The following is an 11,489-nucleotide window of genomic DNA, read 5'->3' on the forward strand; positions in this document are numbered from 1 at the left end:
GACAAGATCCCCAGGTGAACCCGGTGACCGTCTCGGCCGTTCCGTTCTCCGCCTCAGCGGCAACGAGTGATTACTCTACGCACGGCCCGACCACACCACCAACACCACCCACATCCCGGGCGTGTCGTCCCCCGACTTCCCCGAGGACTCGCGGGAGGAGGGGTACCGAGCCGTGGACCGACGGGTGCCGGACGGCGGTGGCACGCGTGCCGACGCGACCCGGGAACGACGGAAGGCACGGTGCGGACCCGCACCGTGCCTCCCGTCCGACCGATCGTCGGCTCAGACGTCCGTCTCGTCCGCCGCGGCCAACTGGCCGCACGCGCCGTCGATCTCCTTGCCGCGGGTGTCGCGCAGGGTCGTCGGGACGCCCGCAGCGTTCAGCCGGCGGACGAACTCGTCCTGCACGTGGGGCTCCGACGAGGTCCAGACCGAACCGGGCGTCGGGTTGAGCGGGATCGGGTTGACGTGCACCCAGCCCTTGCCACGCGCGTTGAGCTTCTCGGCGAGCAGGTCGGCGCGCCAGGCGTGGTCGTTCATGTCCTTGATGAGGGCGTACTCGATCGAGACCCGTCGACCGGTCTTCGCGTAGTACTCGTACGCGGCGTCGATCGCCTCGTCGGCCTTCCACCGCGAGTTCACTGGGATGAGCTCGTCGCGGAGCTCGTCGTCCGGCGCGTGCAGCGACAGGGCGAAGGTGAGCGGGATGTCCTCGTCCGCGAGCTTCTTGATCGCCGGCACCAGGCCGACGGTGGAGACGGTGATGCCGCGCGCGCTCATCCCGAGACCGTGCGGCTGCGGGGCGATCATCGTGCGCACCGCCTCGATGACCCGCTTGTAGTTGGCGAGCGGCTCGCCCATCCCCATGAAGACGATGTTCGTGACCCGCTCGGCGTCGACGCGGTCCTGCCCGCCCTTGCGCGGGTCACCCCCGAGCTCGCCGGCGGCGATCGCGGCGTTCGCGCGGACGATCTGCTCGATGATCTCGGCGGTCGACATGTTGCGGGTCAACCCCGCCTGGCCGGTGGCGCAGAACGGGCAGTTCATGCCGCAGCCCGCCTGCGACGAGACGCAGAGCGTGATGCGACCGGGGTAGCGCATCAGCACCGACTCGACCAGGGCGCCGTCGTGCAGCTTCCAGAGGAACTTGATCGTGTCGCCCTTGTCCGTCGCCAGACGTCGGGTCTCCGTGAGGAGCGGCGGCAGCATCCCGGCCACGAGTTCCTCGCGCTGAGCTGCCGGCAGGTCGGTCATCGTCGCCGGGTCGGACGACCAGTGCGTGAAGTAGTGCGTCGACAGCTGCTTGGCGCGGAAGCCGGGCAGGCCGAGCTCCTTGACCTTCGCGACGCGCTCCTCGATGGTCATGTCGGCGAGGTGCACCGGCGGCTTGCCGCGCTTCGGCGACGCGAACTGCAGGAGGGGTCGCCCCTCGGAGTCCTGCGCCTGGGTCCACCCCTCGGTGCGCGGGCGCACCTGCGGACGCGTGGAGCGCTGCTCCTCGAACGGGGTGCGGGTCTCGGTGGCCATCACTCCAGTTTACGGGAGGTGCGCAACTCCCCGTCGACGCGTCACTCCCCCGCGGGCAGCAGACGCGCGAAGTGGTGGGCGTTCGGGTACAGCGGCACGATGTCGACCGGGTCGCCGGGGTGCGGCGCCTGCAGCACGATGCCGTCGCCGAGGTAGATGCCGACGTGGTCCTCGTCGTCGAACACCACGAGGTCGCCCGGCAGGGCCTCGGACTGCGGGATCGTCGTGGCGACCGCGTCCTGCGACGGCACGTAGTGGACGAGCGGGATGCCGACGGCCGCGTACGCCACCATCGTCAGTCCCGAGCAGTCGATGCCGGAGTGGCTCGCGCCGCCCTCGACGTACGGGTCCCCCATGTACTGCAGCGCCGTCGAGACGATCGTGGCGCGCTTGCCGCCCGCCGACAGCACCTTCGAGATGGCCGCCTCGGCCTGCTGCGTGGTGACGCCGTACTTCGTGACGATCGTCGGGTAGGACACGATCGTCGTGGTGGTCGTCATGCCGTCCGTCTGCACGACGGGGACCTCGACGTCGCGGGCGACGGTGAAGGACTGCGCGTCGTCCGCAGCCGTGACGGTGGACGACGAGCTGCTCGTCGTGGTCGCCGGGGCCGCGTCCGCAGGGACCGCGAGCGTCAGCGTCGACGTCACGGCGAGCGCCGGTGCGAGCAGGATCGCCGCGCGCTTGGCGTTCGCGGCGCGGCGGACGTGCCGCGGGTCCGCGGCACGCTCGGCGCGGAGTGCTGCGGAGCGTGAGAGCACCGCGGCGCCGGCCACGGCGGTCGACGCGACCGGGCGCGGTGCGGCGAGCGAGACCGTGCGCGCGGGCTTCGCGGGCTGCACGAAGGAGGAACGGGCGACCGCGGGGCCGAGGGCGGCGCGACGGCCGCGGGGACGCCGCAGCTCCGCGGGTCCCGACGATCCGGGTGCGGTCGGCTCGGGTGCTGCCGACCGTGCGCCGTCGTGGGCTGCGGGCAGTGCGTGTCGTCCCATGGTTCCTTCCGCGATCGGGCGACGGGTGGTCGACCGGCTCCGGGAGATAACGTATTGGTCACGAAGCTGTGACCGCCAGGGCTGGAGCGTCCGGTTCCTGCGGTTCGTCTCAGCCTGCCGGGTCGAGCGTAGCCCTCCCCGAGCGAGCGGAGCCGGTACGCAGCGGTCAGGCGCGGCAGCGGTCAGGCGCGCTCGAGGTGGCTCCGGACGCGCTCCTGCACGCGGGCCGCGTCGTGGTGGTCCCAGAGCCCGAAGTGGGTGCCGCCGGGCAGTGTGAGGAGCTCGGCTCCGGGCACGGTCGCAGCGGCCCGGACACTGTGCTCCATCGGGACCTCGGTGTCCGCGTCGCCGTGCACCAGGAGCGTCGGTGCCCGGACGGCCCCGAGCTCGAGGTCGTCCACCGCTCCGAGCACCCGCACGTCGTTGTCCCACCCCGGACGGTTGCGCCCGCCCGCGTTGCCGCTCGAGGACAGGTCGAGCAGGACCCGGCGCCGGGGCCGGTCGTGCAGGACGTCCGCGACGTGTGCGGTGAGTGCCCGCCCGCGCAGGGAGCTGACGCCGGCCTCGGCGGTGCGGACGACGACGGACGGCAGCAGTCGCGCGGCGGACGCGGCGAGCGCCGCACCGACCCGGGTGTACGCGACGACCCACTCGGCGAAGGACGGCTTCGGCGGGACCCACCGCGCGGACAGCCCGGCGACGACGACGAGCGTCCGGATCCGGTCCGGGTGGCGGACCGCGAACCGGTAGGCAGCCGGGCCGCCGCCGGACCACGCCAGCACGGCGACACGGTCGATGCCGAGCCCGTCGAGGAGCGCCGCGTACCGGTCGGCCTCGTCGTCGAGCGAGGGGTGGTCCGGCTCGAGGGTCGTCCCCGCGTAACCCGGTCGTGCGAGGGTCACGACGCGGAAGCGGTCGGAGGGCAGGAAGCGGGCCATCGCCTCGGCGGAGGAGATCCCGCCGGGGGTGCCGTGCAGGACGAGGACCGGGGCGCCGGTGCCGCGCACGGCGACCGCGATCCCGCCGGTCCCGGTGCTCGGTGACGTCCGCTGCATCCCTGCACGCTACCCAGCGCAGCATGGGGCGGACCGGGGCTGCGCGGTGGACGCGCCGGGTGCCTCCCGGCCGACCTGCGGATCCGGACAGGCGAGGGAGACGGGCGGGCTCAGCCCGGCTGGGACCCCCGCGTGCGACCGGAGGTCCCGGCGACCGCGATCATCCGTCGCTGCCCTCGCAGCGTCTCCCCCGGGTGCTCCCCGTAGCGCGCGGAGTACGCGCCGGAGAAACGCCCCATGTGCCGGAAGCCGCAGGAGGACGCCACGGCTCCCACCGAGGTCTCCCGTGCGTCGGCGAGCTGCAGCGCGATCCGGGCCTTGTCGAGCCGGAGGTCCCGGAGGAACGCGGTCGGCGTCGATGCCTCGTGCCGTTGGAAGGTCTCCTGCAGCGTCCGGACGCTGGACTCGGCGCCGGCGGCGATCTCCGCGGTGCTGAGCGGGCGGGCGAAGTGCGCGTACATGTACGCCTTCGCCCGCTCGAGCGTGGCGACGGAGCCGTCGGGGACACCGCCGTCGGGGTCGGGGCGGAACGCCTCGAGGACGGCCTCGGCGAGGCGCAGGTCCAGCACCGCCCGCTCTCCGTCGACCACGTCGACGTCGAGCATCGCACCGGCGAGCTCGCGGAGCGTGCGCTGCAACGGCGCGAGGCGGGCGGACGGCACGGCGGCCGGGAACGCCAGCGGCACGGGGACGGCCGCACCGCCGACGACCGCGACGGCCTCGAGGAAGTCCGCGTCGAAGTGCACCAGGTGCACGGTGCCGGGCGGCGCCACCACCGAGAAGGGGCGACCCGCCGGGCACATCACCGGGACGCCCGGGCGGAGCGTGACGCCGTCCTCGCGGTCCGGGTCGAGCACGACACCGCCCTCGACCGACCACGCGAGCAGGTACTGCCGACCGGGGTCGAGCACACCGCCGTGGTGCGCCGAGACCGACGAGGTCCGCAGGCTCACCCGCCCGTCCCCGGTGGCGCGGTACCGGTAGCTGAAGGGGGCGTCCCCGTCGGGACGGCACCACAGGTCGTGGCCGTCGTACACGTCCTCGTGGAGGGTGCGGGCCCCGCCGCGTTCCGTGCCGCTGTGCACGACCTGTCGGACCGAGGTCCGGCGCTGCTCGGTCGACCGGTCCTCCGCGGGCGGGTCGACGGTCGCGGTGATCACGTGCGGTCGCCGCGGCTGGGTCCGCGGACCCGCCCCAGGTCCGCGAGCGACGGCGCCGGGGCGCCCTCGGGCACCGCCCAGCCCCGACGCGCGGCTCGGCGGAGGTGCCGGTAGGTGATGACGCGGACCGGTTCGACCCGCTCGTCCGTCTGGTACGTCGACATGTCGTGCTCCCTGCATCACGACCGCCTGGCGTCCTGCGTCGTCCGGAGCGTCCGGTCGGCAGGGTCGCGGGGTGGCGTGGCACCCACCCTGGCGGCCCCCGCGTGGCGTGGCCGCCGGACGATCTCGTCGTGTCGGCGACGGTACGCGCCGCCGGACGGCACCGCGGACACCGGACACCCAGGCCGCGCACTCCGGACGGAACGTCGTCGTCCGTCCGTCCGGTGTGCGACGGACGGGAGGCGCGTGGCGGGCGGCCGTGTGCCTCCCGTCCGGCAGCCGCTCGCGACAGGCTGCCGTCGCCGGTCCGGGCCTGATCGCGGCGGGCCGCCGTTGCCGGTCCGGCAAGGATCCTTGCGGTGCGCTCCGGTGCGCGGTCGACTGGGCGGATGCACGCGCACGACGACCCCTCCGCCCCCGCCGACGCACACACCTCGGCCCGCCCCGACGGCACTCCCGCGGGTGGGGGCGGCACGGCGCGTGACTGGTGGGAGGCCCGGTACGCCGAACGGGACGGGATCTGGTCGGGCCGGGTGAACGCGGTGCTCGCCGACGTGGTCGCCGGACTGCCGTCGGGTGGCGGCCGGGCACTCGACCTCGGGTGCGGTGAGGGCGGCGACGTCGTCTGGCTCGCGGAGCAGGGCTGGACGGTGACCGGTGTCGACCTGTCGCAGACCGCCGTCGACCGCGCCGACCGTGCGGCGCGGTCGGCCGGGGTGGCCGGACGGACCCGGTTCGTCGCCGCCGACCTGGCGACCTGGAGCCCGGCTCCCGACGAGCGGTTCGACCTGGTCACGGCGTCCTTCCTGCAGTCGTGGCCGGTCGGCATCCCCCGCGACGCGATCCTGCACCGGGCGACCACGGCGGTCGCCCCCGGCGGGCACCTGCTCGTCACCGCCCACGCCGCTCCGCCGCACCGCGACGTGCCCGAGGAGATGCGGTCCTACCGCTTCCCGACGCCCGAGCAGGACCTGGCGGCGCTGCGGCTCGACGACGGGTGGGACGTCCTGGTGGCCGAGGGCCGACCGCGATCGGCGACCGGACCGGACGGGGAGCGACACGAGACGGTGGACAGCGTCGTGCTCGTGCGGCGGCGGCCGGCGGAGGTCGACGCGTAGCGTCGGCGAGGTGGGGACGGACGGCACGGAGGGCACGGGCACGGCGCACGGCGTCGTCGTGCCGCTCGACGTCGCCGGGGTCAGGGTGGGCGAGCTGCACGACGGCGCGGACGTCCCGTCGGCCTGGGTGCCGCGGCCCTTCCTGCACCCGGTGCGGACCCTCGGCGGCGTGGTGCTCACCGACCGTCACCCCGAGGACCACCCCTGGCACTGCGGCCTCGGCGTCGCGTTCCCGGACCTCGACGGCGTCAACTGCTGGGGTGGACCGACGTACGTGGACGGTCCCGGCTACCGGTGGCAGGACGACCACGGCACCGCGAACGTCGGCCCCTCTGAGACGGACGGCGCCCGGGTGCGGCTCGGCACCGAATGGCGCGACCCGGCCGGCGCGCTGCTGCTCCACGAGGACCGCACGCTCGGCTGGCGTGCGACGCCGGACGGCTGGCAGCTCGAGTGGACGTCCACGCTCCGCGCGCCCGGTGCCCGACCGGTCGCGCTCGGCAGTCCGGCCAGCCACGGTCGCTCCGGTGCCGGCTACGGCGGCTGGTTCCTGCGGTTCGCCGCCTGCACGGACGTCGTGGTCCGCACCCCCGACGGCGCGGGCGAGCACCGCGTGCACGGTTCCGTCGCACCGTGGTTGGCCTGGACCGGTTCCTTCGCCGACGGACGGGCGCACGTGCTCGTCGAGGCGCTGGACCACCGCGATCCGTGGTTCGTCCGGGTCGCGGAGTACCCCGCGGTCGGTTCGGCGCTCGCCTGGCGCTCCCCCGTCGTCGTCCGGCCGGACGAGCCGCTCGTGCGGTCCTTCCGCGTGACGGCCTCCGACGGCTGACGATCCGTCTGCGCCGTCCGCGTAGCCTCGCGGTGTGTTCCTGATCTTCGGCACCCGCGGCTCCGACACCCTGCTCACCGTGGTCCGCTTCGTCTGCGGGGTGTGCGGCGTCCTGGCGGCGCAGCGGGTGGTGCGCCGCACGACGAAGCTCAGCCTGTTCTTCGTCCCGCTCGTCCCGCTGTCGCGCTCGCACCGCAACGAGTGCACCAACTGCGGTGCGGTGACCCGGATCACGGCCGAGCAGGCGGACCGGGCGATGACCTGGTCGGACGGCCGACCCGGCGCCTGAGGCGGGTCAGCGCGCGCCGTCGAGCGGCAGTGCGTCGCTCGTCGTGCGCAGGGACTCCTGGCGGAGCTCCAGCTGCGTGGTGGCCAGCGCGGCGAGGTCGCGCAGGTTCGCCAGGTCGCCCTCGGACGCCTCACGCGGACGGACGTCGAGCACGGCGAGGGTCCCCACCGCGGTGCCGTCGTGCCGCAGCAGGGGCACGCTCACGTAGAACCGGATGCCGAGCGGCCCGGTGACGAGCGGACTCTGCCGCATCTCCGGGTGCACGGACCCGTCCGGGATCACCACGGGGACGGGCACGGGCGCGAAGCCGCTGCGGAAGCTGATGCTGCGCGCTGCCTCGTCGACCCCCTCGGCGATCCACGACTGCGACCACTCACGGTCCTCGTCGAGCACGTCGACCAGGGCGATCGGAGCGTCGAAGAGCCGTGCGGCCATCGCCACGGTCCGCTGCAGCGACTCCTCGGGCAGCGAGTCGAGCGTGGCAGGGCGGGCGTCCGCCGGGGCGGCTGGGGTCGGCTCGGCGGGGCCTGCGTCGGCGGTCGCGGTCGCAGCGGGGGCGGCATCGGACCGGGCGCCGTTGGCCGCGGGGTCGGCTGCAGCGCTCTCGGTGATGACGACGTCGCGCAGCATCGCGACGAGTTGCGCGCCGAGGGGCCGTTCCGTCGGGTCCTGCGCCGTCATCGCGCGGAGCAGGTGCTTCCAGTGCTCCGGCAGCGGCTCCGGCACGACCGGGTCGCGCGACAGCCGGGCGATGGCGGACTCGACGAGCGACCCCGGGAACTCGCGGCGTCGCGTGAAGCACTGGAGCAGCACGAGACCGAGCGAGTACACGTCGCTCGCGGGACCGACGTCCGCACCCCGGGCCTGCTCGGGGCTGAGGTAGGCAGCCGTGCCCGTCGTGACACCGTCAGCGGTGAGCCGTTCGACCCCCGCGGCCAGGGCGATCCCGAAGTCGGTCAGCCGTGCCCGGGCCCGGTCGGAGCCGGTGCCGTAGTCCACGAGCAGGATGTTGGACGGCTTGATGTCGCGGTGCACGACGCCGTGCGGGTGGATGTACTCGAGCGCCTCGGCCATGTCGTAGCCGATCTCGGCGATGTGCTTCGCGGAGAGCGGTCCGACCTCGAGCCGCGCCTCCAGGTCCTGTCCGACGACGAGCGACATGACGAGGAAGCGTCGCGGACCACTGCCGACGACGTCGACCACACCCGCGTCGAGCAACCCGACCAGCCCGTGGTGCTCGAGCGCAGCGAGGACGCCGAGCTCTGCCTCCTGCCGTGCCAGGTCGACGGACCCCGGGTGGAAGAGCTTCACGGCGACGGGACGGTGCAGCACCTCGTCGGTGGCGCGGTACACGACGGACATGCCGCCACGTCCGATCTCCTGCTCGAGTCGGTAGCGCCCGTCGAGGAGCGGCGCGGCGTCGTCGTGTCCCATGGGTTCCTCGTCGTCCTGTCGGTGGGCAACGATGCATCTTCGCATCCCGGTGCCCCGGATGCGCGCAGGGGCACGTCCACCGGATGGTCGCGCGTCGCAGCGGTGCCGCTAGCGTGACCGTGTGAGCGAAACCAAGACCCCGCAGCCACGACCCTCCGACCCCGACTGGGAAGCACGCGTCGCGGCGCTGTGGGCGGACGACACCGTGGACGACGCTGCCCGGATCGACCGGATGCGCGAGCTCGCGGCGGTCGCACCCCATCCCGCGCTCGGCTCGTTCGAGCTCGGTGGCGCACACGACTCCGGCGGGCAGGAGGCCGCCGCGCACGAGCAGTACGCCGCGGCGACCGAGGCGGGGCTCGGTACCGTCGACCCCGATCGTGCCGTACGGCTGGTCGTGCAGCACGCGTCGACCCTCCGGAACCTCGGCCGGATCGACGATGCGATCGCGATGCTCCGCGACGCCCCACCGCACCCCGCGACCGGAGCGGCCCCTCGCGTCTTCCTCGCGCTCGCGCTGCACAGCGCGGGGCAGGTGGACGAGGCGCTCCGGGTGGCGATCGAGGCCGTCGAGCCGACACTCCCCCGCTACAACCGATCGGTGCGCGCCTACGCGGCCGCGCTCACGGGCGCGGACTGATCCGCCCTCGCCCAGCAAGCTGACTAGTTGCACGCTGGTCAATTGATATTAACACCTGATGTTTGACATCGACCGGCTCAGGATGGACAGTGGTCGGACCGCAGACGGCGGTACGAACGGGGAAGTCATGGCCAGATCGATCATCACCACTTGTGCACGATGGAAGCGCCTCGGCGTCGCGACGCTCATGGTCGCGCTCGTCGCCTCGGTCGCGTCGGTGTCACCGGCCCACGCTGCACCATCCGACCCTTCGGCTGCTTCCCTCGGGGCCGCCTTGTCGAGTGCGATCGGCAGCGACGGCGTCTTCGATGGAGATCGTGCGCGCGCAATCGGCGTGTCCACCGAGGCAGTCGATGCGTTCGCGACCGGACGGTCGCTGGTCGGTCTCGCCAGTCGGCACGCTGCGGTCGACCGCCAGCTCGTTGACGAGGTAGAACGGTCGACCGCCGTCGTGCGCGCCTGCGCCGGGAAGAATCGGTGGGACCACACCGGGATCCAGCTGAACGTCTACCTCAACTCTTGCAACACCACGAGACTGCTCGGCGTGCTCGGAGCTTCTGCGGGAGTCGCGACCGCCATCGGGATCATCACCGCCGCGACCGGTCTCGGAGGAGCTGCGGCAGGCATCATCGCTGCCGGTCTCGCAGTCGCCGGCGGCGTGCTGACCGCATGCTCGTCTCGCGGGCGAGGCACCGTCATCCACAACATCCCGCCGGGATCCGTGGTCTGGTGCAACAACCAATGACCAACGGCAGGAGAAGACCGTGTCCGGAGATCGCCTGAGGACCAGCTTGCTGTGCATCGCTGCACTCCTCTCGGGTGCAGGAACGACGCTGGCGCTCGTCGGCGCGTTCGTGAGCCCTGCGGATCAACCGACCGCGACGTGGCTCACCGTCACGGCCCTGCCGTTGGTGCTGCTCGGAGTGGCCGCGCTGCTCGCCGCAGTGTTGCTCAGCCGTCGGCCCAGGTGAAGCAACGGACGGGAGGCGGCCTTCTCGATCTTCTTGCGGAGCTTCGCGCGCTGCTTCCGCGCGTGCGGGTCGTTCCAGGCCTTGCGGATGGTCTCGGCCGTGCTCGTCTTCTTCACGACGGGCCGGTTCGACCGGGACCCGATCCAGATGCCGACCAGGGCGATGAGCCCGATGACGATGATGCGGTTGCGCATGCTGTTCTCCTTCTCTCGGTGTGTGACCGCGTGGGGTCAGCCGGTGATGCGGCGGCGACCGCCGACGCGGACGATCAGGCCGGCGACGACCGCACCGAGGACCGGTGCGACGATGAAGACCCAGAGCTGGGCGAGCGGCGTGGCCCCACCGTAGACCGCGGCAGCGACGGAGCGTGCGGGGTTCACGGAGGTGTTGCTCACCGGGATGCTCACCAGGTGGATGAGGGTCAGGGTGAGGCCGATGCCGATCGGGGCGAGGGCCTGGTACTCCTGCTTGGCGGTGATCGAGAGGATCACCGCGAGGAAGACCCCGGTGAGGACCGCCTCGGTCAGGAAGACGGCGCCGAGGCCGTACCCGCCCGGGCTGGCACTGCCGAAGCCGTTCGAGGCGAAGCCCGCGTCGTGCGCGGCCCGGAAGGCGCCGGCCTTCCCGGAGAGCACGATCGCGATGATGCTGGTCGCGGCGAGGCCGCCGAGGACCTGCGACACGATGTAGCCGGCCACGTGCCGCAGGTCCGTACGCCCGGCGGCGAGGAGGCCGAGGGTGACGGCCGGGTTGAAGTGGCCGCCGGAGATGTGCCCGACGGCGGCGATGCCGGCGACGAGCGTCAGACCGAAGGCCAGTGCGACGCCGAGGAAGCCGACGCCGGACTGGTTGTCGGTGTCGCTCGGGAAGTTCGCGGCGAAGAGTGCCGTACCGACGCCGCCGAGCACGAGCAGGAAGGTGCCGAAGAACTCGGACAGGTAGCGGGCCAGCGGGCTCCACTCGGCAGCGTCCTCGCGACGCTGTTCCGAGGTCGATGCGCTGACGGCTCCGTGGTTGCGTGCCATGTGGGGTCTCCTCCTGGGTCTGCGGACGGGAGGCTCGGGTCGCCTCCCGGGTTCGGCTGCGGCTGTGTGGACGGCCGGTTCCGGGCACGGAACGGCCGGGGGACGTCGGGCGTCCCCCGGCCGGTGGGTGGTGCTGCGTGGTGCTGGTGGTGCTGTTACTGGACGCGGGTGGTGCGTGCCAGTGCGGTGCGGGTGCCGCCGGTGAGGTGGACCAGGACCGGGATCTGTCGGCCGAGGGTCTGGTCGAGGGTGGTCAGGGCGTGGTCGACGGCGTCGAGGACGGT

Annotated in this window: 13 protein-coding genes; 5 read left to right on the forward strand and 8 right to left on the reverse strand. The window is 73.2% G+C overall.

Annotated features, from left to right (window positions below; all coding sequences use genetic code 11):
- Nucleotides 1–282: 282 nt before the first annotated feature.
- The 5 genes from rlmN to M3666_RS16205 form a co-directional block, all read right to left on the reverse strand.
- Nucleotides 283–1,527 (reverse strand): 23S rRNA (adenine(2503)-C(2))-methyltransferase RlmN, encoded by a 1,245-nt coding sequence (rlmN, locus tag M3666_RS16185; RefSeq protein ID WP_066653440.1) that lies wholly within the window; start codon nucleotides 1,525–1,527, stop codon nucleotides 283–285.
- 41 nt (nucleotides 1,528–1,568) lie between these two features.
- Nucleotides 1,569–2,519, reverse strand: coding sequence for a C40 family peptidase (locus tag M3666_RS16190; protein WP_251155791.1), 951 nt, complete (start codon nucleotides 2,517–2,519; stop codon nucleotides 1,569–1,571).
- Between the two features lie 182 nt (nucleotides 2,520–2,701).
- Nucleotides 2,702–3,574, reverse strand: coding sequence for an alpha/beta fold hydrolase (locus tag M3666_RS16195; protein ID WP_251155792.1), 873 nt, complete (start codon nucleotides 3,572–3,574; stop codon nucleotides 2,702–2,704).
- Nucleotides 3,575–3,684: 110 nt separating this feature from the next.
- On the reverse strand, nucleotides 3,685–4,734 hold the full coding sequence (locus tag M3666_RS17220; RefSeq protein WP_251155793.1) for a helix-turn-helix domain-containing protein: 1,050 nt from the start codon (nucleotides 4,732–4,734) through the stop codon (nucleotides 3,685–3,687).
- The gene (locus tag M3666_RS16205; protein ID WP_251155794.1) at nucleotides 4,731–4,898 is read right to left on the reverse strand and encodes a hypothetical protein; all 168 of its coding nucleotides are present in this window, start codon (nucleotides 4,896–4,898) and stop codon (nucleotides 4,731–4,733) included. Before M3666_RS16205 ends, M3666_RS17220 begins: the two co-directional genes overlap by 4 nt.
- 387 nt (nucleotides 4,899–5,285) lie before the next feature.
- Between M3666_RS16205 and M3666_RS16210 the strand changes: the two genes are divergently transcribed.
- The 3 genes from M3666_RS16210 to M3666_RS16220 are packed head-to-tail and all read left to right on the forward strand — an operon-like array spanning nucleotide 5,286 to nucleotide 7,135.
- Nucleotides 5,286–6,014, forward strand: coding sequence for a class I SAM-dependent methyltransferase (locus M3666_RS16210; protein WP_251155795.1), 729 nt, complete (start codon nucleotides 5,286–5,288; stop codon nucleotides 6,012–6,014).
- Nucleotides 6,015–6,024: 10 nt separating this feature from the next.
- Nucleotides 6,025–6,846, forward strand: a complete 822-nt coding sequence (locus M3666_RS16215) for a PmoA family protein (protein WP_251155796.1) — start codon at nucleotides 6,025–6,027, stop codon at nucleotides 6,844–6,846.
- 34 nt (nucleotides 6,847–6,880) lie between these two features.
- Entirely contained in the window at nucleotides 6,881–7,135 is a 255-nt protein-coding gene (locus M3666_RS16220) for a hypothetical protein (protein ID WP_066653429.1), read from the forward strand.
- Nucleotides 7,136–7,141: 6 nt separating this feature from the next.
- Here M3666_RS16220 and M3666_RS16225 read toward each other — a convergent pair whose 3' ends face one another.
- The gene (locus tag M3666_RS16225) at nucleotides 7,142–8,569 is read right to left on the reverse strand and encodes a GAF domain-containing serine/threonine-protein kinase (protein ID WP_251155797.1); all 1,428 of its coding nucleotides are present in this window, start codon (nucleotides 8,567–8,569) and stop codon (nucleotides 7,142–7,144) included.
- Nucleotides 8,570–8,690: 121 nt separating this feature from the next.
- On the opposite strand from M3666_RS16225, the gene M3666_RS16230 reads away from it, so the two are divergent.
- Both M3666_RS16230 and M3666_RS16235 read left to right on the forward strand, forming a co-directional pair.
- The gene (locus tag M3666_RS16230; protein ID WP_251155798.1) at nucleotides 8,691–9,209 is read left to right on the forward strand and encodes a tetratricopeptide repeat protein; all 519 of its coding nucleotides are present in this window, start codon (nucleotides 8,691–8,693) and stop codon (nucleotides 9,207–9,209) included.
- Nucleotides 9,210–9,336: 127 nt separating this feature from the next.
- Nucleotides 9,337–9,954, forward strand: coding sequence for a hypothetical protein (locus M3666_RS16235; RefSeq protein WP_209685990.1), 618 nt, complete (start codon nucleotides 9,337–9,339; stop codon nucleotides 9,952–9,954).
- A 123-nt stretch (nucleotides 9,955–10,077) separates the two neighbouring features.
- On the opposite strand, the gene M3666_RS16240 is transcribed toward M3666_RS16235, so the two are convergent.
- Both M3666_RS16240 and aqpZ read right to left on the reverse strand, forming a co-directional pair.
- Entirely contained in the window at nucleotides 10,078–10,374 is a 297-nt protein-coding gene (locus M3666_RS16240) for a hypothetical protein (protein ID WP_251155799.1), read from the reverse strand.
- 36 nt (nucleotides 10,375–10,410) lie between these two features.
- Nucleotides 10,411–11,205 (reverse strand): aquaporin Z, encoded by a 795-nt coding sequence (aqpZ, locus tag M3666_RS16245; protein WP_081984767.1) that lies wholly within the window; start codon nucleotides 11,203–11,205, stop codon nucleotides 10,411–10,413.
- Between the last annotated feature and the right edge of the window lie 284 nt (nucleotides 11,206–11,489).

Source organism: Curtobacterium sp. ODYSSEY 48 V2, from assembly GCF_023712625.1.
Classification (GTDB): Bacteria; Actinomycetota; Actinomycetes; order Actinomycetales; family Microbacteriaceae; genus Curtobacterium.